The following is a 24164-nucleotide window of genomic DNA, read 5'->3' on the forward strand; positions in this document are numbered from 1 at the left end:
CCTGCCTTGGGAGCGCGTCCGGGAACCGGCCGGGCCAATCTGGCCGTCGGATCACGCCGGGGTGGTTGGATCGTTCGCGGTATCGGGGCGCTCTTCGGAGGCGGCGCAGTCCAAGTAGACGCCCGGGCCGGGCCACCGCGACTTACTGGTCGCTGGTGGCCGGCCGCGCGGGGCGGGAAAGCCGGAACATCAACACCGCCGCCCGCTCCGCCGCCATCTTGAGCGACGGGAGATAGACCCCCTCCTCAGGAGCATGGGCCCCGAACCCCTCCACGCCGAGGCCGTCGATCGCATCGATGATCGGCGCGACGAACGACACATCGCCGGCCCCGCGCCGCTCGGGTGGCAGGGCCTCGATGGCCGGGTAGCCAAGATCCTGGCTCACCCGATCGAAGATCGCGAGAATGGCCCGGTTGCCGTCGGTGGGCGGCATCCCGGGATACCCGTCCTCGAAGGAGATCGTGGCGGTCGTACCCGGCAAATTGTTCGCAATGATCTCTCTCATCACCGTTCGAGCCGAGTCGAGCTGCCCCGGCGTCAGCGAGCGAAGATCGCCCTGGACCACCAGATGCTTGGCGATGATGTTGGTTTTGCTCGCCGCCTTGCCGCTCACCGCGGTGCTGTCGAACGACACGTCGGTGCCTCCGACGATGGTGCCTGGATTAAAGGTCAGGTACGGCTGCTTCGACAGCCGTTCTCGAAACTCGTTCAGGATCCTGGCGGCCTCGAAGATCGCGCCGTAACCGGACCCGTCCCGAAAAATGGCCGACGAGTGGCCTTGGCGGCCCCGGACGGTGAGAATCCAACCCGAGGCACCCCGGCGGGCAATCGTGGCGGTGCGGGCGTCGCCCCCTTCGAACGCGAGGGCCACGTCGCTCCGGCGGGCCGCATCGAGGAGGTCTTTCCGGGAGACACTGAGCGGCCGCCCCGCGCTTTCCTCGTCGCCCGTCATGACGACGATGACCTGGACTTGATCGAGCGCGCCGGCCTGCTTCAGGGCCTGGAGCGCCAGGATCATCGCCACGTTGCCACCCTTCATATCCGCCGCTCCGGCGCCCCGGGCCACCGAATCCCGCTGGACGAATCGCTGTCCCTGGCCTTCGAACACCGTGTCGAGATGGCCGATCAGCAGGATCCGCTTGCCCCCGGTTGCGAACTGGGGACCGCGCCACTCGGCCACCAAGTGACCGGCCCGACCGAGCGAGGCCGGCATTGCAGCCCAACGGGTCGTGAAACCTAACGCCGTCAGTTCACGCTGGTATGCCTGGCCGACGGCCCGGACGCCGGCCAAGTTGAGCGTACCGCTCGGGATGTCCACGGTGCGCTGGAGCAACCCGACGGCCGAATCGTAGTGGGCCGCAACGGCCGCCCGGATCCGGGACTCGAGTGGTGAGAGCGCTTGGGCCCGGGCGCTGGTGAACGAGGCCCCGGCGATCAGGGTGGCGATGAGGCAGAGTCGGGTCATGCCGCAAAGATACCGACCGGCACCTTGCTCCGCACGATCCGTCGCGGCGATTGTTCACTCGGGAGGATTCCTCATGACGCATCTGATCGTACTCGCGGCCTTGGTGTCCCAGGCCCCTTCGATCGAGCAGCAGAATTCCGGCACCACCGTTCGGCTTCAGGCAGTATCCGCGGTCACCGACCGGGTGGCCTGGGCCAGCGGCACCGGTGGCACCTTCACCCGGACGGTCGACGGCGGCGCCACCTGGCTGGCCGGCGTTGTACCCGGCGCCGATTCGCTCGAGTTCCGCGATGTCCATGGCTTCGATGCCGATCGGGCAGTGCTACTGGCGGCCGGCCCCGGCGACAAATCCCGCCTCTATCACACCAGCGACGGCGGGGCCCACTGGACGCTGGCGTGGACCAATCCCGACCCCAAAGGCTTTTTCGATTGCATCGACTTCCATGGATTGGCCGGCGTGGTGGTCGGTGACGCGGTGGCCGGACATTTTCCGCTGCTGAAGACGACGGATGGGGGCCGAACCTGGGCTCCATACACGCCGCCGGGCGCCGTCGCCCTTGGCGCGGTTGACGGCGAAGGCGCGTTTGCGGCGAGCGGCACCTGCGTCGTGCTGCAACCGGACCAAAGCGTCTGGGTCGGAACTGCCAAGGCCGGCCGGGTTCTTCGATTTGGCATGGACAAAGCCGAGGCATTCGAACCGCCGATGCTCCGTGGCGGGGCGTCCGAAGGAATTTCGACGCTGGTGTTTCGGGATGCGCGGACCGGGATGGCCGGGGGCGGCGACTACACCAAGCCAACCCAGTTCTCCGACAACGTGGCCGTGACGACCGATGGGGGCCGCACCTGGACCGCCGGCGCCCGGCCCCCGTTCAGCGGGGCGGTTTTTGGGCTGGCCTATGTGCAGTCCCGCCCGACGACGGTGGTCGCGATCGGTATGAAGGGCGCCGCCTGGTCCGCCGACAACGGCAAGACCTGGAGCACCCTCGACGGCAATGACTACTGGGGAATCGGATTCGGCCGGGCCGGGGCCGGCTGGATCTCCGGCCCGAAAGGCCGGATCGCGAAGGTGACGTTCTAGTGGTCTACGCTTCAGGGTCCAGAATTGTGAAGACCGCCGCCGCGAGTGCCCCCCCGGCCAACGGGCCGACGACGTAGAACCAAAGCGCCCCCCAGCTGCCCCCGCTCATCGTCGCATTGATGAGCGTGGGGCCGATCCCGACCGCCGGGTTGAAGGCGCCACCGGAGATCCCGCCGCCCGCAAAAGCCGCCACCATCACCGTCATGCCGGTGGCCAGTCCATAGTACGAGTTGCCCTGGGTCTTCTTGGAAGTGGCCGTGGTTAAGACCACCAGGGCCAACGCAAAGGTATAGAGGGTTTCCACCAACAAGACCGCCAGATTCGACGCGTTGGCACTCGGCGCCGGTGCAAAGGTCTGCCCGGTAATCAAGTTGACGACGAACGCCGCCGCCGTTGCCCCAACGAGCTGACTCAGGACATACGGGAAGAAATCACCCGCCGGCAACGCCCCCCGGATGGTGGCCGCCAGCGACACCGCCGGGTTATAATGCCCGCCCGAGATCTGGCCGCCCATGTAAACCATGATCATCACCGACGTGCCGTAGGCAAGTGGCGTAAACTCGGACCCGGCCGTCACCGTCAGCCCAACGGTCAGCACCAGAAAAAACGTCCCGATAAACTCAGTCAGCAGCTTCCGCACAGCGACCTCGGTGGTGGGGTCTCGGACTCGGCGCTCGGCCGAGTGCCGAGTGCCGAGCAAACATACCCCGTGGACGCCCGATCGCTAGACCGCTTACCGAGTGGTTGCCCTGTCAATCGCAACCCGGGCCGCGTCGGTCAAGACCAGAGACCCACTGATGCCGGCGCGGGTGGCCAGTAGTTCATCCCACCGCTCGGTTCCAGCCCAAAACACCTTTTTCAACTCGGCCATGGCCGCCGGATTGCATCCGGCCAGCCACCGCGCCCGCTGGCCGAGCGCGTCGTCCAGGGCCTCGACGTTCAGAGCAACCTCGGCATACAGCCCGTGGGTGAGGGCCCAGTCGGCGGTCCGCCAATCGGCGTCGACGCTCATGGCGGCAAAGGCCCCGAGGCCGATTTTCTTCTCGATGACCGGGCCCACCACGAACGGCCCGATCCCCACCGCGAGTTCGCTCAGCTTGACCGCCGATCCGGACGTGCCGATGGCCCAGTCGGCCGCGGCGATGACTCCGACGCCGCCGCCCGCCGCTTTGCCGTGGGCCCGAACCAAGACGAACTTGGGGCACCGGATCATGGCCAGGATCACCCGGGTAAATCCTGAAAAGAATCGCTGGCCTTGTTCCGGAGTGGCAATCGATCGGAGTTCATCGAACGACGCCCCGGCGCAGAACGGCCCGGTGCCGGTGCTCGTGAGCACGATGACCCGGGCGCCGGGGTCTTGTCCCGCGGCGGCCACCGCCTCCGCCAACTGGTTGAGGATGGCGCTGGGCAGGGAGTTGCTCTTCGGATGGCCGAAGGTGATCGTGGCGATCCCGTCCGCGGTGGTCCGGATGACGTGTCCATCGTGAATCGGATCCTCAGACACCCGACCTCCGTTGCTCGTTAGGGGTTGCTCCGGACGCCGGTGGCCGAGAGGACCTGCCGCTCGGAGGCGTCGAGATGGCCTGCCAACAGGGCCCGGCACTCGTCGTGGCGGCCCTGGGTCAAGAATCGATATACCGCCCGATGCTCGTCGACCAGCCCGGCCAGCGACATCGAGTGGCCGTCGAGGTAAACCAGCCCGAGCCGCAGCTCGTCAAGGCACCCGGCAAAGGCCTGCTCGACTCGGGGACTCCGGTGGAGCCGGACGATGGCTCGATGAAAACCGAGATCGGCGTCGATAACTTGAGCCCCACCGGCGCCCGTCACGCCGACCAACCGCTCGAGGGCGGCGCCGACCTCGTGGTAGGTTTCGGGCGGTGCGCCCCGGGTGGCGTCGATCGCCCCGAGTTCGAGGAGCCGCCGGACCCGATAGAGGTCGATGACGCCGGCCCGGCTGAGGGAGGCCACGACCGCCGTTCGATGGGGGGCCAACCGCACCAAGCCTCGCTCCGCCAGTCGCTTGATCGCGTCCCGGAGAGTGTTGCGGGACACCCCGAGGCTCGCCGCGAGTTCGACTTCCGGAAGCGGCGTGCCGGCGGCGAGTGTGCCGCGGGCGATCCGATCGGCCAGCTTCGTGGCGACGAGATCGGCGCGGCCGGTAGCGATGCTGATAGGTGGTTCCATGAGGCCGGAAGTTATTGAGCTTGGTTGAACATCGCAATATCACTTTACTCCTTATCTAACAGACACTTGCGGTGGCAGTTGCGGGCTGATAATCTGGTTGTTCAACAAAGGATTCGCGATGAAGACCCCCCCCGCAACCGGGGCCCGGCGTGGGGCCCAACTCCTGGCTCGGCTCAAGGAGCGCCCCCCGGCACTCTGGCATCGCGGCGAGCGGATCGAGGATCCTACCACCGCGCCCGGCATCGGGGCGGGCGTCCATACCTTGGCCCGGCTCTACGACCTCCAGTGGACCAATCCGGACGACACCCTCTTCGACTCTCCCGATATCGGCGCCAAGGTGGGGCGGTCGTTTCAGGTTCCGAAGACGCTGGCCGAGTTGAAGGCCGTGTCCCGCTCGATGGGCCAGTGGGCGCAACACAGTCTCGGGATGATGGGACGGCTCCCGGACTACATCAACCGGTCGATTACCGGCTATGCGGCCGGCGCCGCGTTTCTCGGCGAGACCGACCCCCGGTTCGGCGCCAACGCCCGGGCCTACCACGCCTACGTCCGCGATCACGATCTCTGTCTAACCCACACGCTGAGCAGTCCGCAGGCCAACCGATCCGTCCATGCGGCCCAGCAGGCCGATCCGTTCCTGGCCGCCAAGGTCAAGGATGAAACCGACGCCGGCATCGTGATCCGCGGTTGCCGGATGCTGGCGACCCTGCCGGTGTCGGACGAGATCATGGTCTTTCCTTCGACGTTTCTTCGGAACATCGAGGAGGACCAGCGCTACGCCTACGCCCTCTGTCTTCCGACCGATGCGCCCGGGCTCAAGTTCCAATGCCGGGAAACCGCCGATTACGGCCGCTCGCACTACGATCATCCGTTGGCGTCACGGTTCGAGGAGATGGACGCGGTGGTGTTCTTCGACGATGTCTTCGTCCCGTGGGAGCGGGTCTTCCTGTACCGCGATGTGCCCCGGTGCAACGCGGCGTACGCCGAGACCGGCGCCTTGGCCAACATGGCCCACCAAGTGCTGGTCAAGAACATTGCCAAGACGGAGTACCTGCTCGGGCTGGCCTCGCTGATCGTCGACTCGATTGCCATCGATTCCTTCCAGCATGTCCAGGAAAAGCTGGCCGAAATCTGGATCAATTTGGAAACGATGCGGGCATTCTTGGTGGCCGCGGAGACCGGCGCCGCCATCGACAAGTACGGGGTGATGCGACCGGCGTGGGCCCCGCTCGATGCGGCCCGGAATCTCTATCCGCGGCTCTATCCGCGGATGATCGAGATCATCCAGCAACTGGCGGCCTCCGGCCTCGTGGCGATGCCCACCGAAGCCGACGTCAACGGACCGCTGGCCCCGGAGATCGCCCGGTACTTCCAGGCCGCCCGGCTCGACGCCCTGGAACGAATTCCGCTGTTTCGCTTGGCGTGGGATACGGCGATCTCGGCATTTGCCAACCGCCAAGTGCTCTATGAGCGCTATTTCTTCGGCGATCCAGTGCGAATGGCCGGGGTCTTGGTCGCCAACCACGACCGGACCGAGTACATGGACCGGATCCGGTCATTTCTCAAACGGGCCGCCGTCGACGGAGCCGTCGAGTGAAGGTTGCCCTTCTGGGCACGCTGGCCTGTGAACAACGCGAGCGGTTGGCGGGTCTGGTGACCATGCCGTTCGAACTCGTGCCACTGCCGGACGGTGCGCCGATGGCCGAGGTCGCGGCCACGTTGGGGACGACACCAGCCATGGTCACGCTCAAATACCAGCGCGGCATGCCGCCGGCCCCGGCCCTCGGCCTCCTGCATGTCGGGGGCGCGGGCTATGACGATATCGATCTCGACTACCTTCCGCCGGGTGCGGTAGTGTGCAACGCGTTCGGTCACGATGTTCCGATTGCCGAATACGTGATCCTCGCGATGCTCCAATGGTGCTCGCGATTCATCGAGGCGGAGCGGAGTCTTCGGGTCGAGGGGCATTGGCGCCTCGGGGGCCGGACCGGAGCGCCGCTGCAGCAGGAGTTGGCCGGCAAGACCGTGGGTATTCTCGGGCTCGGGCAGATCGGCCGGGCGTTGATCCCGCGGGCCCTGGCCATGGGCACCGAGGTGATCGTCTCGACGCGGACGCCGGGACCGCTGGAGCCCGGGGTGGCCTGGATCGGCGGACCGGACCGGCTCGACGAACTGCTGGCGCGGGCCGATTTTGTCGTGGTGACCTGTGCCTTGACCCCGGACACGTTGGGCTTGCTCGACCGGCGACGGCTGGCCACGATGAAGCGGACCGGCGTCGTGATCAATGTGTCCAGGGGACCAATCATCGAGGAGGCGGCGCTGTATGAAGCTCTACTCAGCGGTTCAATCGGCGGCGCCGTCATCGACGCCTGGTACCAGTACCCGACCCGAGACGATCTGACCGTGCCGCCCTCCCGGTTTCGATTTCAGGATTTGCCGAACGTCTTGATGACGCCCCACTCTTCGGCCTGGACTACCGGCATGATCGAGCGGCGGTGGGCCACGATCGCCGCCAATCTCGACCGGTTTGCCAGGGGCGAGCCGCTGGTCAACGTGGTGTACCGGGCATGAACGCGGCCGATTTTCGCCAAGCCATGAGCCAATATCCGACCGGTGTGTCCGTGGTCGCGATGGCGGACCCCGACGGCGTCGAGGCCATGACCGTGGGGTCGTTCACGTCCTTGTCGCTCGATCCGCCATTGGTGGTGATCTGCGTGGGGCGGCAGGCCCGGATGGCGCCACGGTTGGTTCCGGAGGCGGCGCTCTCGATCAACGTGCTCCGGGAGGATCAGGGCGCGCTGTCAACCTACTTTGCGGGGTCGTGGAAGGACCCCGCTCCGCCGCCGCACCGATTCGTGCCGTGGAACGAGGTCCCGCGGCTCGAAGGCGTCATCGTGACCTTGGCGGCGCGGGTCACGGCGCTGGCCGATGGCGGCGACCATCTGGTCGTGATCGCCGAAGTCGGTGGGGCCCATCTTGGAGTGGCGCCGCGGAACCCCCTGCTTTTTTTCGACCGGCGCTATCAACGACTCGACACCGGCCCGGGGGAGGCTGCCCCTGACCTGGATCCGGCCGAGGCCGCCAGGTTGTTCCACGAACCGTAGTAGTGACGGGGCTCAAAGTCCCCGGAGGGCGGCAAAGGCCGCGCTGACTTGGCTGTCGTCGAGCACGAGGGTGAACTCGGTGTAGGTCGAGACCACGTCGATCACGTTGATATTTTCCCACGCGAGCTGCTTCAAGATCCGATAGTAGGCGCCCGGCGTCTTGACGACGGCCGGCGGAAGCCGGAGCACCATGGCGGAGAGATTTCGAAGGGTGGCAATCCGGGCCTCCCCGGCAAAGGACTCCTCCACCACCCGTTCCAATCCCGCGCTCACGATCAGCATTGCCTGCGAGATGCCCTGGGTGTAGGTGACGAACGCCTCCGGGGCGTTGGCCAGGCGGCCAAGCAGCCGCCGGTGCTTGGCGCGAAGCGTCGGGCTGTTTCGAAACGTGAACTCCATCAGGTTGGATCGGATCGTCAGCTCACCGAGCTCGGGCCCGGCCCGGGCCCGGCCCCCCGTCCGCTTGCCGATTCTGGTCCCCAGGCGGCGGAGCGCCATCATGATGGCTGCGACACTCGCCTTCCGGAGGAGCCGGCGCTCGATCCGGGGGCGTAGCCGCCTGGCCAACGCCGAATGATTGATGATGCCGTCGATCAGAGCCGCCTCCAGAAATGGGGTCCGGCGGATCTCGTCCTCCACGATATCGCTGATTCGGTCCATTCGTAGAATTTAACACTTTGTTCCTTCTTGCCACAAATTTCTTCTCAAAGTTGGTTGGGCAGCCACGAAGAGTGCAGACTTGTCTCCACTCAGAATCCCCGTGGAGTGGCAACGATGTCGGTACCCTGTCCAGTGTGTGACGCGTCCCTGACCCTGGCCCCTGACGCCGTGGTGTCGGAACTGTTGCGGTGCCGTGAATGCGGATCGGAACTCGAAGTGGCGAGCCTCGATCCTCCCGCGGTCCGGGAAGCCCCGGCCGAGGCAGAGGACTGGGGCCAATAGCGATGCGGGTCGGCTTTCTGCATTCCCTGATTCGTCTCGAAGAGAAGATGCTGCTGGAGGAGTTCGCCCGCCGGGGCGCCGAGGTCGTGCTGCTCGACGACCGGGTCCTCACCTTCACGCTGGGGCAAACGCCGGTCGACGTCGATGTCGTGATGGAGCGTTCGATCAATCACTCCCGGGCGCTCCATGCCCTCCGGTTGTTCGAGAGCCAGGGCCTCGTCTGCGTCAACTCGTCGGCCGTGGCCACGACCTGCGGCGACAAGCTGCTGACCTCCGTGGCGCTGCAAGAGCATCAGGTGCCCCAGCCGGAAGTCCGGGTGGCCTTCACGCCGGAGTCGGCGTTGGCCGCCATCGAGGAGATGGGCTACCCGGTGGTGCTCAAGCCGGCGGTCGGGTCGTGGGGCCGGCTGCTCGCCAAGGTCAATGACCGGGATGCCGCCGAGGCGCTGCTCGAACACAAGACCGTCCTCGGCAGCTATCACCACTCGATCTTCTACATCCAACGCTTCGTCGCCAAGCCGGGCCGGGACATTCGGGCCTTCGTGATCGGGGACCAGTGCGTGGCCGCCATCTATCGGACCTCGCCCCATTGGATAACCAACACGGCCCGGGGAGGGCAGGCCACGGTGTGCCCCGTCACCGACGAGTTGGCCCGGATTGCGGTGGCCGGGGCCCGGGCGGTCGGCGGCGGGATCGTGGCGCTCGATCTGTTCGAGACCGACGACGGCCTTTTGGTCAACGAGATCAACTACACGATGGAATTCAAGAACAGTGTGGCGCCGACCGGCGTCAACATCCCGGCGTTGATCGTCGATTACGTCCTCCAACGCGGGGCCGGCGCGTGATGCCCGTCCGGGTGGCGGTGGTGGGTGGCTCGGGGTACGTCGGGGGCGAGTTGGTCCGGCTGCTGGTCCGCCATCCGTCTGTTGAGGTCACCCAAGTGACGTCCGAACGCTATGCGGGCCGTCCGATTACCGACCGGCATCCGAATCTTCGCAATGTTTCCCGTCTGGATTTCCGATCGGTCGATACCCTCGAGGCGGCCGATCTGCTTTTTCTCTGCTTGCCGCACGGCCGGGCCATGGAGACGATCGAACGGTACGCGGGCCTGGCCCCCAAGCTGATCGATTTGAGCGCGGACTTCCGGCTCCGCGACGCCTCGGCGTATCCGGTATGGTATGGCCTGGCCCACGCGCGGCCCGACCTCTTGTCGCGGTTCGTCTATGGCATTCCGGAATTGCACCGGGAAGCGATCCGCCACGCTACCTGGGTTTCCAGCGCCGGCTGCAATGCCACCGCCACGATCCTCGGTCTCCATCCGTTGTTTGCCGCCGGGCTGGTCGACCGGAATGCCACGGTCGTCGAGGCCAAAGTGGGGTCCAGCGAAGGCGGGGCCGAATTCTCCGAGGCGACCCATCATCCCGAGCGGAGCGGCTGCGTCCGGTCGTATCGGCCCACCGGGCACCGGCACGCCGCCGAGATGATCCAGGAGCTCGGCGCCGGCCAGATCCATTTCTCGGCCACGGCCGTCGAGATGGTCCGGGGTGTCCTCGCGACCTGCCACGTCTTCCTCAACCAACCGCTGGACGAGCGGGAGATCTGGCGAGTGTACCGCCAGGCCTATGGCGACGAACCGTTCGTTCGGATCGTGAAGGCTCGCGACGGTGTCCATCGATATCCGGAGCCGAAGCTCTTGTCCGGCACCAACTATTGCGACATCGGGTTCGAGCGCGATCGCCATAGCAACCGGCTCGTGGTGATGAGCGCGATCGACAATCTGATGAAGGGCGCCGCCGGCCAGGCCGTGCAGGCGTTCAACCTGATGCATGGCTTTCCGGAAACCGCCGGCCTCGACTTCCCAGGCCTCCACCCGATCTGACCAATGTGCCGTCTCCTGGCCGTTCGTGATGTCGAGGCATTCCCCGTGCCGGATCAACTCCGGGCGTTGGCGGCTATTGCCCGAGAGAGTAAGGAATTTCAGGGCGACGGGTGGGGTTGCAGCTGGTGGGACGGGGAGGCGTGGAAGGCGTATCGGTCGATTACGCCGATTTGGGAGGACCGGCTCGATCAATTCGGCCCGACCCGGGTGCTGGTGGCACATGCCCGGAGCGCGTTCCGCAACGAGGGCATTGCGGTCGAGAATAACATGCCGTTCGTCGACGGTGACGTGGCGTTTGCCTTCAACGGCGAACTCCGCGGAGTGCGCTTCACCGCCCCCGGACGGATCGGAGCGGAGAAACTGTTCAACGTCATCCGCCGTTTCGGGGGCGACGCCGATACGGCGGCCCTGGAACGCGCGGTCCGGGTCGTGACCCGGCGCACCGGATACATCCGGGCCATGAATTTCGTCGTGGCCAACCGCGACACGATCCGGATCGGGTCGCGGTTCAGCGAAGATCCCGACTACTTCACGATGTACCAGAAAGAAGCCGGGACGCGGCGGACGGTGTGTTCCGCGCCGTTTGCCGCCGAGTCGGGTTGGACACCGATCGCCAACGGCGACCTGTTGGAGTGGTCATGACCGGGTTGACTGAGGTGCTATTGGTCAAAATCGGGGGCGGTGCCGACCTCAACCTCCCGGGTATCGCCGCCGACCTGGCCGCCGTGCCCGGGCCGGTGGTGGTGGTCCACGGCGCCAACGCCCTCCGCGACCGGTTGGCCGATGCGCTCGGCCGCACCAAACGGGTCATCACCTCGGTGTCGGGGTACGACAGCGTCTATTCCGACGATGATACCATCGACCTCTTGATGATGGCCTATGCGGGGCTCGCCAACAAACGGATCGTGGAGCACCTCCAGCGGCAGGGCCGGAACGCGATCGGCCTGACCGGGATGGACGGCCGCCTGGTCGTGGCAACGCGCAACAAGGGCGTCCGGGTCCGGGAGGGTTCCAAGACGTTGTTGGTGCGCGACCGATCCGGCAAACCGACCAGCGTCAACGGCCCCCTGCTCCGACAGTTGCTCGCGGATGGCTACACCCCCGTCATCACAGTGCCGTTGATCGACGAGACCGGCGCCGCGGTCAACGCCGAAAACGATGACGTCGTGGTGGCCCTCCAGGGCGTCGTCCGAGCCGCCCGGATCCTGCAGCTGATTGAGGCGCCGGGTTTGCTCGCGGACCGCGACGACCCCGGATCGGTGTTGACCCGGGTCTCGCCGGCGGAACTCGAGCGGTTAGAGGCGGCGGCCACCGGTCGCTTCAAGCGGAAGTTGTACGCGTTGAAGAAACTCTTCATCGAGGGCGCGCCCGTCGTGATGATCGCCGATGGCCGGACTCCGCATCCAGTGGTCGACGCCTTGGCCGGCCAGGGGACGCGGATTGGCTGACCGGCCGGCCGTCATCGCGCTCTACCCGAATCGGGGGCTCTCGTTCGTCCGGGGGGAAGGGGCCTATTTGTTCACCCGGGATGGGGCCCGCTATCTCGATCTCATGACGAACTACGGGGCGAGCCTCTTGGGCCACAGCCACCCAGCGGTGACGGCGGCACTGGCGGAGCAGTTGGGCCGGGTCGTCACGATGCATGGAAGCTTCGGGAGCGACGTCCGGGCCCGCGCCTCGATGGCGATCGTGGATCGGTTGCCGATGCCGGGCGCCGGGATCTGCTGGCTCAACTCCGGCACCGAGGCGATCGAGGCCGCGCTCAAGTTCGCGATCGTGGCCACGGGTCGGCGGCACTTCGTGGCCGGTGCGGGCGGTTACCACGGCAAAACGTTCGGGGCCCTGTCGGTGACCCACGCGGGAAAGTACCGGGCCTTGTTCGACGGATGCCTGCTGCCGGTGGACCACGTGCCGTTTGGATCGGTGGCGGCGGTGGATGCCGCCATCACCGCCGACACCGCGGCGGTGATCGTCGAGCCGATCCAGGGCGAGGGTGGCATCGTGGTGCCGCCTAACGGGTACCTCGGCGCCCTTCGGGATCTCTGTTCGGCGCGGAAGGTGTTGCTGGTCGTCGACGAGATCCAAACCGGGGCCGGCCGGACCGGCAGGTTCACGGAGTCGGAGCGCGAGGGGGTCGAGCCAGATATCCTCTGTCTGGGCAAGGGGCTGGCCGGCGGGATCCCGGTTGGGATCACGGCGGTCACGCCGGCTGTGTCGGAGCGCTTAGCCAAGGGCGTGCACACGTCGACGTTCGGGGGAAATCCTCTGGCCGCGGCGGGCGTGCTCGCGACCCTCTCGGTCCTGACCGCCGAGTTCCTGGCCGGCGTCGAGCGCCTGGGGCAGGACTGGCGGGCGCGGCTGGCATCGATCGAGAGTGACCGGCTCGCGCTGGTGCGGGGCCGGGGGCTGATGGTCGGCGTTGTGGTCCGGGGCGATCGAGATCGGGCGCTGAAACATCTCCAAAAGGAAGGCGTGCTCGCCATTCCCGCCGGGGAGGATGTGATTCGATTCTTGCCGCCGCTCGTCGTCGACGCCGACCAGCTCGCGCACGCGACTGAGGCGCTCGATCGGGTTCTCAGCGCCCTCGATCCCTGACGGGTTGCGCCGGGCCGCTGGGCCTGCCGGTCCGTCACTACGCCTACGCCATTGCCGGCCCGGCCGGCACGGTGTTCATCGGGGAGCAGATCGCCAATCAACCCGGGGTGACGCTCCACAAGTTCACGCTGGCCAAGGCGAAGGCCGAGGTGTTCGTCAAAGGCGCCGGCCAAGTGGCCGTGTCCGGAGACGGGAAGAAACTCCTGTTCCGGTCGGGCCCGGCGGGACCTTGGTGTGGATCCCAAGCTTTGGTATCAACAACCCTCCCGCCGTGACGGCCAGCGATCGTTCCAGGAACTCGCGTCTCGAATTCGTCATGTCGCCCATGTTTGGAGTGAGGGGAGGCAGCGCCGACCTGTGTGAAGATACCATAAAACCATACCGGAGAAAGGTTTGGACACCTCAGAGGGGGCGGGTTAGATTGGATCCAAAGCAGTCCACTCAGATTAGGGTGTCACCATGGCCGCCGAAACCAAACCTGCTGAAGAGTCCGCCAACCTCGCCGCATTCGACGCTCGGCTGGCCCGGGATGAAACCGTCGAACCGAAAGACTGGATGCCGGAGAAATACCGGAAGCAGTTGACTCGGATGATGTCCCAACACGCGCATTCCGAAATCGTGGGCATGCTGCCCGAGGGCAACTGGATCGGCCGGGCGCCGAGCCTTCGCCGGAAGATGTCGCTGATCGCCAAGGTGCAGGACGAGGGCGGCCACGGTCTCTATATCTACTGCGGCACCGAAACGCTCGGTACCGATCGGGCCGAGTTGATGGACCAGTATCTGTACGGCACCGCCAAGTACTCCAGCATCTTCAACTACCCGACGTTGCAATGGGCGGACATGGGCGTGATCGGCTGGTTGGTGGATGGTGCCGCCATCGTCAATCAGACGATGCTGGCCCACGCCTCCTACGGGCCGTATGCGCGGGCCATGGTGCGGATCTGCAAAGAGGAAAACTTCCACAAACGCCAGGGCTACGAGCTCTGCGCGACCTTGGCCAAGGGAACCCCGGCGCAGAAGGCCATGGTCCAGGAATCCGTCAATCGGTTTTGGTGGCCGTCGCTGATGATGTTCGGCCCAAGCGACAAGGACTCCCCGAACAGTGCCGACCTCCTCAAGTGGAAGGTCAAGCTCAAATCGAACGATGATCTGCGCCAGCGGTTCGTGAACATGACGGTGCCGCAAGCCCAGGCCATTGGGCTCACCTTGCCCGACGGGGATCTCAAATACAACGAGGCCACCAAGAACTGGGAGTTCGGCCCGATCGATTGGGCGGAGTTCAATCAGGTGATCGCGGGCAACGGCCCGTGCAACCGGGAGCGGATCGCCGCCCGGCGGAAGGCCCACGAGGAAGGGGCCTGGGTCCGCGAAGCCGCGGCGGCCTACGCCGCCAAACAGCAGCCGGCGGCCGGTCAGGCCGCCTAACCGACGAGGCCCGACGACAATGACCCCCGAAACCAACGGTGCCGGCCAGTGGCCGCTTTGGGAAGTGTTTACTCAGCCGCCGGGCGGCAAACCCCACGAGCACGCCGGGAGTGTCCACGCCCCGGATGCCGAGGTGGCGATGCAGAATGCCCGGGACGTCTATACCCGACGCGGTGAAGCGGTGAGCCTCTGGGTCGTGCCGAGCGTTGCGATCGTGGCCTCCGCCCCCGGCGACGCAGGCCCGTTCTTTGACCCCGGCAACGACAAGCCGTATCGCCACCCCCAATTCTACAAGACGCCCCGAGGAATCAAGGTCTTCTGATGTCCGCTTTGTTCGAATACCTCCTCCGCTTGGGTGATGATCGGCTGATCCTCGGCCAACGCAACGCCGAGTGGTGCGGGCATGGGCCGATTCTCGAAGAAGACATCGCGATCGCCAACATTGCCCTCGATCAGATCGGCCAGGCGCAGCTCTTCTTGACGTTGGCCGGCCAAGTGGAAGGCGTGGGTCGCGACGCGGACGCCTTGGCCTACTGGCGCGGTGAGACCGAGTTTCGAAACCTCCAACTGGTCGAATTGCCCCGCGGCGATTTTGCGTTCACCATGATGCGCCAGTTCCTGTTTTCGGCGTGGAGCCACTTCCTGCTCGAGGGCGTGGCGAAGTCAGCCCATCAGGATCTGACCGGTATCGCGGCCAAGGCGGGCAAGGAGAATCGCTACCATCTTCGCCATGCCAGCGGTTGGGTGGTCCGCCTCGGCGGGGGCACCGACGAAAGCCACCGCCGGGCGCAAAGTGCCCTCGACGAGTTGTGGCCCTGGACAGTGGAGTTCTTCGGTGAAGACGACACCGACCGGGCCGCCGTTGCCGCCGGCCACGGCCCCTCGCCGGCCAGTCTCCGGGCCCCCTGGGACGCGATGGTGGCCGAGGTCATGGGGCAGGCTACGCTCGCGGTCCCGACGACCCCGGGCCGGATGGTCAGCGGCCGCCAGGGCCGGCATACCGAATATCTCGGCCGGCTCTTGGCCGAAATGCAGATCGTGGCTCGCTCCCACCCCGGCGCAACGTGGTGACCGCGAATGACGAGGCTCGGGTGTTCGCGATCCTCAAGGAAGTGCTCGATCCCGAAGTGCCCGCCATCAGCGTGGTGGACCTGGGCATCGTCCGGGGGGCGGAGGTCGACGGGACGCGGGTGACGGTCCGGGTGACCCCGACCTACTCTGGGTGCCCGGCCACTCAGGTCATCGAGCGAGACATTGCCCAGGCGCTCGAGCGCCATGGCTTTACTGAGGTGACGGTCAAGACGGTCTTCAGCCCCCCGTGGACCAGCGATTGGATCAATCCGGAAGCCCGCGAGAAGCTCCGGGCCTATGGGATCGCTCCGCCGGGAAAGGCGGAGAACGGCCTTCAGCTGGTATCGTTAGGCGGTCCGACGAAAACGGTGCCCTGTCCGTACTGCGGGTCATCCGATACCTCGCGCGAGAGCGAGTTCGGATCCACGGCCTGCAAGTCGATTCATGTCTGCCACGCGTGTCGCCAGCCGTTCGAGCACTTCAAGGCGATCTAAGCCGGCTTCAGGTGCAGGGCCCGGCGTCCTGGCAGATTACCGACCGAATTCCGTCCCCAAAGTCCCCCTAAATCTACGGTGAATTTTGGGGGCACCAACCGCCAGCCCCCAGCTGCACCCGCTGAAGCCGAAATCGCCCTCCTGGATTAATGCCCGGTGAATAATTGGGCTGCCGGCGGATTCGGACTGCAAGGGCGTGCGATCCGAGCCTGATGGCTCGTCCTCTTGTACCGGCTGTCATAGCAAGGCCACTTGGCGGGGAGCCAGTTTCGACCACAGCCAGAGCGACTTTGCGCTGACCGGGGCCCACCAGGCGGTGACGTGTCAGGCCTGCCACGGCGACAAGATCTTCACGGGTCGGTCGAAGACCTGCGTGTTGGGCCATCTGGTCAACTTCGATCAAGCCAACACGCCGCCGCACCAAGCGGCCCATTTCGACCAGAACTGTCCTCGAGTTTTCGCTCGGCACCCGCCAGGAGCCCAATTTCCGGACCGACGACCGGTTGTGGAGCGGGGTAGACGGCGAGGTGTTCCTGATGCGATCTTGGTTCGGCCTCGTCAACTTCACCAAGGAGTGGGGACGAGATCACCTGACCCCGACCACCGAACTACTCTACGCGGGTCTGAGCTATCGGTTCTAAGGAGCCCGCCGTGACCAATCCCGAAATGAAGTGTTCCTCCTGCGGCGGTGCCGTCGCGGGAAAGTTCTGTTCCCAGTGCGGCACCTCTGCCGGAGCCGCCGCGGCGTCGCGAGCCTGTCCCCGCTGTGGGCACGGTTCGCCGGCAGGTACCCAGTTTTGTGCCGCCTGCGGCACCTCGCTTACGGGTGCGGCCGCCGGTGGCGGGATGAGCCGGTACGTTCCGTGGGCGTTGGGTGGCGCGGTGGTGGTGGCCTTGGTCGCGACCCTGTTCCGATCGGCCGGCACGGCGGCCCCGATGGGCGCGCCCGGTGAGCAGGTGGCGGGCCCTGCGGGGACTCCGCCTGACATCAGTCACCTGACTCCGCGCCAGCGATTCGACCGCCTCTATACCCGAATCATCGAGGCGGCCCAGAAGGGCGACCAGGCCACCGTGGAGCAATTCACCCCGATGGCACTCTCGGCGTTCGGTATGCTCGACCAAGTCGACGCCGATGCCCGATACCACCTGGCCATGCTCCAGCTCCACGTCGGCGACGTGGCCGGTGCTCAGGCCCAGGCCGACTCGATCAAACTGGCTGATCCCAAGCACTTGTTCAGCTATGTGGTGAGCGGTGCGGTGGCCCGCTGGACCAAGAACGAGGCCGAACAGGCCAAGGTCTACCAGGCGTTCGTGGCCCAGTATGACGCCGAACTCAAGACGGCCAAGCCCGAGTATCAGGAACACCGGGCGATGTTGGAGGAGGTCAAGAGGACGGCCAGCGCGGCCAAACCCCTCAAGTAGACCAGGGTACCGGCCCTATTTCCTGGGGCAGGCCTCGCACTTCGAGGCCACCGGCCGATAAATGACTCGCGTCGTACCCTGCGGCCCCGGTTCCGATTTGTGGCAGGCGGCGCAGGCCACTTTCTGATGGCCGCCCTTGAGCGCGCCATGTCCGGCAGCGGCGAACCACCGAAAAGGCCGCCGTCGAAGCCGCCAAGCGGGCCGGATTGAGCGGCGATGGGCCCCGAGCCCAGCATCCGGCCATCAATGTGGACCACTGCATTGGCTGCGGCGCGTGCGTCACGGCGTGCCCCGAAGGTGACGTGTTGGCGGTCATCGGTGGCAAGGCGGCGTTGGTGCATAGCGGCCGGTCTGTCCGGTTCACTCCGGGCACCCGAGCGTGGTCTCCGCTTCGTCACCTTGGAAGCTGAAGATTTCGGCGGGACGGTGGCCAAGTATCCGCGCCAGAAACTGGTGATGACGAGCCCGGTCGAGTTTCCGCTCTACGGGAAACTCACCAAACGTGAGATTACCAAAGAAAACCTCCTGGCCATCTGGTCGGGCGCCGCCGAGAAGGGGGGGCTCGACGTGCGAACCAAAGAACCGGTCGAGGCCGTGCTCCGGGATTCGGTGGGCCGTTTCACCGTCCGGACGGCCAAGGGTGAATACCATGCCTTGGTGGTGCTCATGGCGATTGGGTGCCGCGGTACCCCCAACAAGCTCGGCATCCCCGGCGAAGAGCTTCCCCACGTGATGTACAGCCTCCTCGATGCCGAAGCCTACGAGGGCAAGCGGATTCTGGTGGTCGGGGGTGGTCACAGCGCGGTCGAAGCCGCGATGGGACTTTCGGTCCAGAAGGGCAACCGGGTCACGATCTCTTATCGGCAGGCCGAGTTCAAGCGTCTCAAGCACCGGAACGAGGTCCGGCTCCAGGAGATGATCGCGGCCAAGACCCGATCGGTGGTGTTCAACTCGAAGCCAGCGGAGATTCGTGAGGGGTCGGCCACCCTCAACGTCCAAGGCCAGGCCAAGCCAAGCCAAGCAGGTGCCGGCCGACTACGTCTGGATCTTTGCCGGGGGCACTCTGCCGAAGACGTTCTTGGAGGGGATGGGTATCGCGTTCGGCCGCCAGGACCTGAGCGCCGCCGCCCAAACGGAAGCCGAGTCGGGCGCGGCGATCGTGGCGGCCTAACGGCCGTCCGGCCCGGGAATGGTGAACCGTTCCACCACGCCGGTCAGGGTGTCGCCACCGATCCCCAGATACAAGTGCCGCTCGGTGATCGAAAGCTCGAACGTAAGGCGCCGCTCGAGCCGGCCCGCCAACTCGGCGATCAACGCCCGGTCCATCGCATAGAGCTCCAGCGCCTCGGCCCGGTGGATCCGTTCCCCTGTCAGGGCCTTCAACAACGTCGCCGGCTGTTTGTGAGTGTAGACGACGACGCGGGGCGCCGCCTTGCTGGCGCGGTGAAGCCGGGCGGCGTCCGGGGTGCCGATCTCGATCCAACTCTTCCAGGCGCCGGTCAAGTCGCGCACCGTAATCGCGGGCTCGGTCGTGTCGGACACCCCGGCCGAGAAAGCGATCCCCTCGGTGAACTCGAGACAGTACGCGAGCACTCTGGTCAGCAGGTGCTCCTCGGTTTCCGACGGGTGACAGGCGACGCGGAGTCCGAGCGTCTCATAGACCCCTCGGTCCATGTTGGCCAATTGGATGTCGAACGTGTAGACCGTCGAACTGAGTGCCATCCGGCTCAGCGGCCCGATCGAAGCGCGGCCACCGCCCGCTCGAGACCGGGATCCCGGCCGGCTTTGAGGTCCCGGTCCGCGAACACCGGGACCGCGATGTCGGGCGGGATCCCGGGCCCGTCGAACGTCTTGCCGTCCGCGGTCCGGAATACTTCATTGGGCAGTCCGAACCGCCAGCCGTTAGGCATGCGCCGGCCCAAGACGTCGGAAAAGACGCCTTGGGTGGGCTCGCCGATGCGAAGGACTTTCGGGGCTCGTCCCATCAGAGCCTGGGTCGTGGTTTCGCCGGCGCTGATCGTCAGGGGGCCGATCAGTTCGACGACCGGACCCTTGAAGCCCGGCCGGCTGCCGGGCCGGACCACGCTTGCCTGTCCGGGCGTCCACTTGGTGCGATCGGCAGGATCGATTCGGGCCTCCTTCGCGTACGCCACGTACTCCGCGGTGGCAAGACGAGAGGCCAGGGCCAGCCCGTAGGGATCGGCGCCGCCGAAGTTGATCCGGACGTCGATCACCAATCCGGTGAGCGCGGGATCGGAGAAGATCGTATCGAGCGCCGCCTCGAAGGCCACCAGGCCGGCAGCAAAATCCCCGTCTTTGGTGTACCCGCTCTCCGACAGGATCCGGAGGTAGCCGGTCGAGTCGTCGACGTGGCCGTACTGAACCTGATCATTGCACCATTTCTGGAGCGCGCCCGTGAGTCGTCGATCGGTCACGGACAAAATCCACGGCAGATCCTTGGTCCGGAAGTCAGCCATCCCGCTCTTCGCGACCCGGTCGGTGCCGCCGCGCAAGGTCCTGAACCGCCGCTTGATTGAATCGGCCACGATGAACGTGTGGGCGTCTTCGAGCCCGGCGATCATCCCCTGCATGATGTCGAAGAGCTGTTCCGGCGTCGTCGCCGGCGTCACGTTGGCCCGGGCCGCCGCCACGATGGCGGGCCAGTCGGCGCCCTTTTCGTCGAAGAGGATATAGTGCTCGGCCCACGTGGTGGCGAAGACCTCGAAATTGCCTTCGGGGGTATCGGGCGTCGGTCGGTCGCACACCGCCGGGCGGGTCGGTAACCGGCGGAGGACCATGTACGACGCCGCGCCGTCGCTCTTCAGCTGCTTCTGGCTTGGGTCGAGGCCCGCCGAAACGGCCAGAACCCGCCCGTCGCTCTCATAGGTGGCTTCGGTTCCCGGGTCGGTGGCGGCGCGCCGCAGGCCCGTGAAGGACGGAAGACAGGTCGTTTGCGTGACCTCGTACGCCTGGAGTGAGTCGCCCGTGGCCACGATCACGAACCCGTAGCCGTCGGACTTCCACGCACCCTCGAGGCCGGTCTGGGCCGGGGGCGCCGGCGCCTTCGGGTTCGAGCAGGCGGTTCCTGCCAGGGCAACGATGCCAACGAGGAGCTTCTTCATTGGAGCTCACCGGTTCCGGGTTTGATCGACTCATGGACGGCCACGATCCGCCACCGGCCGTCCTCCGGCGCCAGTACCTCGGTCCGGGCCACGAGTTCTCGCCAGGTTCTGCCGCTGGTGTCGGCTTTGGTGCAATCGAACATGGCGGTGACCACGGCCGAGGTGGGGCTCAGCACGTCGACCCGGAACGGCTCGCCCCAGGCGCACTCGACTTTGGTGTAGGTCGCGTAGCGGGGCGGCGCGCCGCGGAGGATCCCGCCCCAGTCGCCGATTTCACCGTTGCCGACATAGGCCGTGGTCTTGCCGTAGAAGGCGAGCACCGAATCGATCTGCCGGGCCCGCATCGCGACGATCATCGCGTTGGATACCGCTCGGACGGTGTCGGCGATGGCCGCCCGGGCGGCTGGGTCGAAGGGCGTCGCGGTCGGAGCCGGGCGGCATCCGGCCAAGGATCCCAAGCCTACCAGGGCCCCGGCGAGTCTGGTGAGTGTCGTCATGGGCTGAATATAGGCATGGTCCAGAGCACCGGGACGACACCCGCCGGCTGACCCGCTCAGGCAATCTTGACGTACTCGAAATCGCCGGGACGATTGTCGATCCCGACCCGCGGCGGCGCAATCCACCCCGCGTATTGACCGATGTCCATGACCGGCTGGCTCATTAGGTGCTCGATGAAGGCCTGGTCCTGGCCATTCGGCAGCATCGAATCCCGGCGCGCCATCCAGTCCGCCTCCGACACCAACCGCCCCTCCAAGTCGACCGCCACGTTCTTGAACTCGCCGATTTTCCGGTTGAACGCCACGCTCGGCAACCGGATCTGGAACTCGATCCCGGTGTTCATGATGACCCGGTTCCACCGGTCGATTCCCTTCTGGCAATCGTTCACGTAGTCGTCCCGGAGCCGCATGTTGAGCGCCGACAACGCCGGAACCTCCATCGTCAGGATCTTGCCGTCGACCGGCCGGAGCACCGGATAGGTGGCGTGCTCGAGCCGGTGATCGTCGTCGAGCTTGTCTTCCCGATACCGGCCCTTGATCCCCGCGTGATAGGCATTGGCCGCGTTGGTCGACACCTCGGCCCCGAAGAGATCGAGGGTGAGCGAAAAGTGGAGGTTGGCCTTCTTCTGGATGGTCGGGAGGTCGATCACGCCCAGGCTTCGGACCCGCTCGATGTCGGAGGGGTCGTCGATGCCGGCCGCCTTCATCGCCTCGCAGGTCCGCTGCACGATCCGGCCCACGCCGGTCTCGCCCACGAACATGTGATGCGCCTCTTCGGTGAGCATGAACCGGCAGGTGCGCGACAGCGGATCGAAGCCCGACTGCGCCAAGGCCTCGAGTTGCATCTTCCCGTCCCGATCGGTGAAGAACGTGAACATGAAGAACGACAGCCAATCGGGCGTGGCCTCGTTGAAGGCGCCGAGCATCCGCGGTGAATCGGCGTCGCCGGAGCGGCGCTTCAACAAGTCCTCCGCCTCCTCGCGGCCATCGGTCCCGAAATACTTCTGGAGCAGGTACACCATGGCCCAGAGATGGCGACCTTCCTCGACGTTGACCTGGAAGAGATTCCGGAGGTCGTAGAGCGAGGGCGCGGTCTTGCCGAGGTGGCGTTGCTGCTCAACGGAGGCGGGCTCGGTGTCGCCCTGGATCACGATCAGCCGCCGGAGCATGGCGCGGTGCTCGCCGGGCACTTCCTGCCAGGCCGGTTCGCCGAGGTTGGCGCCGAACGGAACCCGCCGGTCGGGCACTTGGGGGGCCAGCAAGATGCCCCACTTGTACTCCGGCATCTTGACGTAGTCGAACCGGGCCCAGCCGTTGGCCCCGACGCCGATGGCGGTCCGGAGGTACACCAGTGACTCCTGGAAGCCCTCGGGCCCCATGCCCATCCACCAGTCGATGTAGCCGGGGTGCCATTTCTCCAGGGCTTTCTTGACCCGCTCGTCGCTGCTCAAGCCGACATTGTTGGGGATCAATCCGTCGTAGTCGACTGTAGTCTCATCAATCATGGGTTACACTCGCTTGCGGTCGAAGCTGGGCTGAATGCCGGTACCGTATCGTTTGAGCGCGCCGTCGTCGCCGGCGGCGTTGGGGCGTTGAAAGATCCAATTCTGCCAGGCGGTGAGCCGGCCGAAGATCTTGGTCTCCATCGTTTCGGGCCCGCCGAACCGGAGGTTGGCCTCCATGCCGGTCAGCGCGTCGGGCGAAAAGCTGGCCCGCTCCTCCAGCATGATCCGGATTTCATCGGACCAATCGGTGTCGTCGTAGACGAAGGTGACCAGTCCGGCCTCGGCGGCCGCTTCGGCGTTGAGGGTCGCGCCGACCAGGCCCTCGGCCCGCGTCACGCTCTCGGGCTCGCCGAGGAAACGGGTGGCCAGACGGGTGAGACCGTTGCTCATCGGGTAGGCACCGAAGTTGAGCCGCGACAGAACCAGTGCGGGTTTGGGCGCGCCGCCGTCGCGGATGGCGGAGCGGTCGGCGGCGAAGGCGATTTCGGCCAAAGTGCCCGCGAAACAGCTGTCCGGCTCGATCAGCGCGACCAAAGTGCGGGATGTGAGGTCCACCCGCTTGAGCACCCGCTTGATGAACAGCCGGACTTCTCGGATGAACCAGTCGTGCTGGTGGGCCTCCAGGAACTCGTCGTACTGAAGGACCGCTGCCGCGCTGCCCACGGTATGGAACACCAACTGGCCGATCTCCGGCTCGTTGAATCGGAGATGGAGGATGGCATCGTCGAGTTCACGAGCCCAGGCCAGGGGCCAGAACGTGTCGACCGCTTCGACCGCCCCTGGCACCGGCGCCATCGGGCCGCGAATCGTCACGTGGGCCAGACGGCGAGCTCGGTCGATCTCCACGCCAACAGACGGATAGTCGATCCGATCGTCGCCCATGACCCGGTTCAACGGCGTGAGCCGCGCACGGGCGCCGGTCGCGGGCCGGTCCGATTCTTCGGCCATCGCGTGGGCGCGGGCCAGCACGCGTTCCTGCCAGCTCGACTTCGGCACCACCTCGTCGACCAACCGCCAGTCAACGGCCTTCTTGCCCCGAACCCCTTCTTCGAGGGTACAGAAGACATCGGCCAAGTCGCGGCGGACCTTCCGTTTGTCGGTAATCCGGGTCAAGCCCCCGGTGCCGGGGAGGACTGCCAACAGCGGAGTTTCCGGAAACGATACCGAGGAGTTCCGGTCGTCGATCAGCATGATATGATCGGCGGCCAGGGCCAGCTCATAGCCCCCGCCGGCGGCCGGGCCGCTCACGGCCGCGAGGTAGCGTTGGCCGCTGGATTCGCTGGCGTCTTCGATTTCGTTTCGGGTTTCGTTGGTGAACTTGCAGAAGTTCACCTTGTGGCCGTGGCTCGACTGGCTCAGCATCCGGATGTTGGCTCCGGCG

The 24164-nt window shown here is 66.0% G+C and carries 29 protein-coding genes; 18 read left to right on the plus strand and 11 right to left on the minus strand.

The window, feature by feature from the left end; all coding sequences use genetic code 11:
• Positions 1-142: 142 nt before the first annotated feature.
• Positions 143-1465, minus strand: coding sequence for a M20/M25/M40 family metallo-hydrolase (locus EXR94_07005; GenBank protein ID MSR02473.1), 1323 nt, complete (start codon positions 1463-1465; stop codon positions 143-145).
• Between the two features lie 73 nt (positions 1466-1538).
• Between EXR94_07005 and EXR94_07010 the strand changes: the two genes are divergently transcribed.
• Positions 1539-2543 (plus strand): glycosyl hydrolase, encoded by a 1005-nt coding sequence (locus EXR94_07010; protein MSR02474.1) that lies wholly within the window; start codon positions 1539-1541, stop codon positions 2541-2543.
• A 4-nt stretch (positions 2544-2547) separates the two neighbouring features.
• Here the strand turns inward: EXR94_07010 and EXR94_07015 are convergent, their stop codons facing one another.
• The 3 genes from EXR94_07015 to EXR94_07025 form a co-directional block, all read right to left on the minus strand.
• Positions 2548-3183, minus strand: a complete 636-nt coding sequence (locus EXR94_07015; protein ID MSR02475.1) for a porin — start codon at positions 3181-3183, stop codon at positions 2548-2550.
• Between the two features lie 93 nt (positions 3184-3276).
• Positions 3277-4032, minus strand: a complete 756-nt coding sequence (locus tag EXR94_07020; protein MSR02476.1) for an enoyl-CoA hydratase/isomerase family protein — start codon at positions 4030-4032, stop codon at positions 3277-3279.
• Between the two features lie 32 nt (positions 4033-4064).
• The gene (locus tag EXR94_07025) at positions 4065-4727 is read right to left on the minus strand and encodes a GntR family transcriptional regulator (protein ID MSR02477.1); all 663 of its coding nucleotides are present in this window, start codon (positions 4725-4727) and stop codon (positions 4065-4067) included.
• 118 nt (positions 4728-4845) lie between these two features.
• On the opposite strand from EXR94_07025, the gene hpaB reads away from it, so the two are divergent.
• The 3 genes from hpaB to EXR94_07040 are packed head-to-tail and all read left to right on the plus strand — an operon-like array spanning position 4846 to position 7831.
• The gene (hpaB, locus tag EXR94_07030; GenBank protein ID MSR02478.1) at positions 4846-6324 is read left to right on the plus strand and encodes a 4-hydroxyphenylacetate 3-monooxygenase, oxygenase component; all 1479 of its coding nucleotides are present in this window, start codon (positions 4846-4848) and stop codon (positions 6322-6324) included.
• On the plus strand, positions 6321-7298 hold the full coding sequence (locus EXR94_07035) for a phosphoglycerate dehydrogenase (protein MSR02479.1): 978 nt from the start codon (positions 6321-6323) through the stop codon (positions 7296-7298). Before hpaB ends, EXR94_07035 begins: the two co-directional genes overlap by 4 nt.
• On the plus strand, positions 7295-7831 hold the full coding sequence (locus EXR94_07040; GenBank protein MSR02480.1) for a flavin reductase: 537 nt from the start codon (positions 7295-7297) through the stop codon (positions 7829-7831). Before EXR94_07035 ends, EXR94_07040 begins: the two co-directional genes overlap by 4 nt.
• Before the next feature lie 12 nt (positions 7832-7843).
• Here the strand turns inward: EXR94_07040 and EXR94_07045 are convergent, their stop codons facing one another.
• Positions 7844-8491, minus strand: coding sequence for an aspartate kinase (locus EXR94_07045; GenBank protein MSR02481.1), 648 nt, complete (start codon positions 8489-8491; stop codon positions 7844-7846).
• Positions 8492-8605: 114 nt separating this feature from the next.
• Here EXR94_07045 and lysW point away from each other — a divergent pair, with 114 nt between their 5' ends.
• From lysW to EXR94_07110, 13 genes are all read left to right on the plus strand, one after another.
• Positions 8606-8773 (plus strand): lysine biosynthesis protein LysW, encoded by a 168-nt coding sequence (gene lysW, locus EXR94_07050; GenBank protein ID MSR02482.1) that lies wholly within the window; start codon positions 8606-8608, stop codon positions 8771-8773.
• A 2-nt stretch (positions 8774-8775) separates the two neighbouring features.
• On the plus strand, positions 8776-9618 hold the full coding sequence (gene lysX, locus EXR94_07055) for a lysine biosynthesis protein LysX (protein MSR02483.1): 843 nt from the start codon (positions 8776-8778) through the stop codon (positions 9616-9618).
• Complete coding sequence (locus EXR94_07060) at positions 9618-10652, plus strand: N-acetyl-gamma-glutamyl-phosphate reductase (GenBank protein MSR02484.1); 1035 nt, start codon at positions 9618-9620, stop codon at positions 10650-10652. The genes lysX and EXR94_07060 overlap by 1 nt, the downstream gene beginning before the upstream one ends.
• Positions 10653-10655: 3 nt before the next feature.
• The gene (locus EXR94_07065; GenBank protein MSR02485.1) at positions 10656-11294 is read left to right on the plus strand and encodes a hypothetical protein; all 639 of its coding nucleotides are present in this window, start codon (positions 10656-10658) and stop codon (positions 11292-11294) included.
• Between the two features lie 14 nt (positions 11295-11308).
• Entirely contained in the window at positions 11309-12100 is a 792-nt protein-coding gene (locus EXR94_07070) for an acetylglutamate kinase (GenBank protein MSR02486.1), read from the plus strand.
• Positions 12039-13247, plus strand: coding sequence for an aspartate aminotransferase family protein (locus EXR94_07075; protein MSR02487.1), 1209 nt, complete (start codon positions 12039-12041; stop codon positions 13245-13247). Before EXR94_07070 ends, EXR94_07075 begins: the two co-directional genes overlap by 62 nt.
• Before the next feature lie 71 nt (positions 13248-13318).
• A complete protein-coding gene (locus EXR94_07080; GenBank protein MSR02488.1) occupies positions 13319-13522 on the plus strand; it encodes a hypothetical protein in 204 nt (67 codons plus the stop codon).
• Positions 13523-13706: 184 nt separating this feature from the next.
• Positions 13707-14672 (plus strand): 1,2-phenylacetyl-CoA epoxidase subunit A, encoded by a 966-nt coding sequence (locus tag EXR94_07085; protein ID MSR02489.1) that lies wholly within the window; start codon positions 13707-13709, stop codon positions 14670-14672.
• Between the two features lie 19 nt (positions 14673-14691).
• A complete protein-coding gene (locus EXR94_07090) occupies positions 14692-14994 on the plus strand; it encodes a 1,2-phenylacetyl-CoA epoxidase subunit B (protein MSR02490.1) in 303 nt (100 codons plus the stop codon).
• Positions 14994-15743: a phenylacetate-CoA oxygenase subunit PaaI gene (gene paaI / locus EXR94_07095; protein MSR02491.1), complete on the plus strand. Its 750-nt coding sequence runs from the start codon at positions 14994-14996 to the stop codon at positions 15741-15743. The genes EXR94_07090 and paaI overlap by 1 nt, the downstream gene beginning before the upstream one ends.
• Positions 15744-15763: 20 nt before the next feature.
• Positions 15764-16237, plus strand: a complete 474-nt coding sequence (gene paaJ, locus EXR94_07100; GenBank protein ID MSR02492.1) for a phenylacetate-CoA oxygenase subunit PaaJ — start codon at positions 15764-15766, stop codon at positions 16235-16237.
• 651 nt (positions 16238-16888) lie between these two features.
• On the plus strand, positions 16889-17659 hold the full coding sequence (locus tag EXR94_07105; protein MSR02493.1) for a hypothetical protein: 771 nt from the start codon (positions 16889-16891) through the stop codon (positions 17657-17659).
• Positions 17660-17865: 206 nt separating this feature from the next.
• Entirely contained in the window at positions 17866-18069 is a 204-nt protein-coding gene (locus tag EXR94_07110; GenBank protein ID MSR02494.1) for a 4Fe-4S dicluster domain-containing protein, read from the plus strand.
• On the opposite strand, the gene EXR94_07115 is transcribed toward EXR94_07110, so the two are convergent.
• Positions 18020-18550 (minus strand): hypothetical protein, encoded by a 531-nt coding sequence (locus EXR94_07115; protein MSR02495.1) that lies wholly within the window; start codon positions 18548-18550, stop codon positions 18020-18022. The two genes, EXR94_07110 and EXR94_07115, sit on opposite strands and share 50 nt — an antisense overlap.
• A 79-nt stretch (positions 18551-18629) precedes the next feature.
• On the opposite strand from EXR94_07115, the gene EXR94_07120 reads away from it, so the two are divergent.
• Positions 18630-18830, plus strand: coding sequence for a hypothetical protein (locus EXR94_07120; GenBank protein ID MSR02496.1), 201 nt, complete (start codon positions 18630-18632; stop codon positions 18828-18830).
• On the opposite strand, the gene EXR94_07125 is transcribed toward EXR94_07120, so the two are convergent.
• From EXR94_07125 to EXR94_07145, 5 genes are all read right to left on the minus strand, one after another.
• Positions 18827-19381, minus strand: a complete 555-nt coding sequence (locus tag EXR94_07125; protein ID MSR02497.1) for a YaeQ family protein — start codon at positions 19379-19381, stop codon at positions 18827-18829. The genes EXR94_07120 and EXR94_07125 overlap by 4 nt on opposite strands.
• 5 nt (positions 19382-19386) lie before the next feature.
• Positions 19387-20781, minus strand: a complete 1395-nt coding sequence (locus EXR94_07130) for a peptidase S41 (protein MSR02498.1) — start codon at positions 20779-20781, stop codon at positions 19387-19389.
• Entirely contained in the window at positions 20778-21278 is a 501-nt protein-coding gene (locus EXR94_07135) for a hypothetical protein (GenBank protein ID MSR02499.1), read from the minus strand. The genes EXR94_07130 and EXR94_07135 overlap by 4 nt, the downstream gene beginning before the upstream one ends.
• A gap of 56 nt (positions 21279-21334) precedes the next feature.
• Positions 21335-22783, minus strand: a complete 1449-nt coding sequence (gene boxB / locus EXR94_07140; GenBank protein ID MSR02500.1) for a benzoyl-CoA 2,3-epoxidase subunit BoxB — start codon at positions 22781-22783, stop codon at positions 21335-21337.
• Between the two features lie 3 nt (positions 22784-22786).
• Positions 22787-24164, minus strand: a 1378-nt coding sequence (locus EXR94_07145; GenBank protein MSR02501.1) for a benzoyl-CoA-dihydrodiol lyase, incomplete at its 5' end; no start/stop codon positions are given.

Source organism: Gemmatimonadota bacterium, assembly GCA_009692115.1.
Lineage (GTDB): Bacteria > Gemmatimonadota > Gemmatimonadetes > Gemmatimonadales > GWC2-71-9 > SHZU01.

Bases quoted from the DNA above. Each gene is read 5' to 3' on its own strand.
- EXR94_07005 (MSR02473.1), bottom strand. From the start codon at position 1,465: ATGACCCGACTCTGCCTCATCGCCACCCTGATCGCCGGGGCCTCGTTC.
- EXR94_07010 (MSR02474.1), top strand. From the start codon at position 1,539: ATGACGCATCTGATCGTACTCGCGGCCTTGGTGTCCCAGGCCCCTTCG.
- EXR94_07025 (MSR02477.1), bottom strand. From the start codon at position 4,727: ATGGAACCACCTATCAGCATCGCTACCGGCCGCGCCGATCTCGTCGCC.
- hpaB (MSR02478.1), top strand. From the start codon at position 4,846: ATGAAGACCCCCCCCGCAACCGGGGCCCGGCGTGGGGCCCAACTCCTG.
- EXR94_07040 (MSR02480.1), top strand. From the start codon at position 7,295: ATGAACGCGGCCGATTTTCGCCAAGCCATGAGCCAATATCCGACCGGT.
- EXR94_07045 (MSR02481.1), bottom strand. From the start codon at position 8,491: ATGGACCGAATCAGCGATATCGTGGAGGACGAGATCCGCCGGACCCCA.
- lysW (MSR02482.1), top strand. From the start codon at position 8,606: ATGTCGGTACCCTGTCCAGTGTGTGACGCGTCCCTGACCCTGGCCCCT.
- lysX (MSR02483.1), top strand. From the start codon at position 8,776: ATGCGGGTCGGCTTTCTGCATTCCCTGATTCGTCTCGAAGAGAAGATG.
- EXR94_07060 (MSR02484.1), top strand. From the start codon at position 9,618: ATGCCCGTCCGGGTGGCGGTGGTGGGTGGCTCGGGGTACGTCGGGGGC.
- EXR94_07065 (MSR02485.1), top strand. From the start codon at position 10,656: ATGTGCCGTCTCCTGGCCGTTCGTGATGTCGAGGCATTCCCCGTGCCG.
- EXR94_07075 (MSR02487.1), top strand. From the start codon at position 12,039: ATGGCCGGACTCCGCATCCAGTGGTCGACGCCTTGGCCGGCCAGGGGA.
- EXR94_07085 (MSR02489.1), top strand. From the start codon at position 13,707: ATGGCCGCCGAAACCAAACCTGCTGAAGAGTCCGCCAACCTCGCCGCA.
- EXR94_07090 (MSR02490.1), top strand. From the start codon at position 14,692: ATGACCCCCGAAACCAACGGTGCCGGCCAGTGGCCGCTTTGGGAAGTG.
- paaI (MSR02491.1), top strand. From the start codon at position 14,994: ATGTCCGCTTTGTTCGAATACCTCCTCCGCTTGGGTGATGATCGGCTG.
- EXR94_07125 (MSR02497.1), bottom strand. From the start codon at position 19,381: ATGGCACTCAGTTCGACGGTCTACACGTTCGACATCCAATTGGCCAAC.
- EXR94_07130 (MSR02498.1), bottom strand. From the start codon at position 20,781: ATGAAGAAGCTCCTCGTTGGCATCGTTGCCCTGGCAGGAACCGCCTGC.
- EXR94_07135 (MSR02499.1), bottom strand. From the start codon at position 21,278: ATGACGACACTCACCAGACTCGCCGGGGCCCTGGTAGGCTTGGGATCC.
- boxB (MSR02500.1), bottom strand. From the start codon at position 22,783: ATGATTGATGAGACTACAGTCGACTACGACGGATTGATCCCCAACAAT.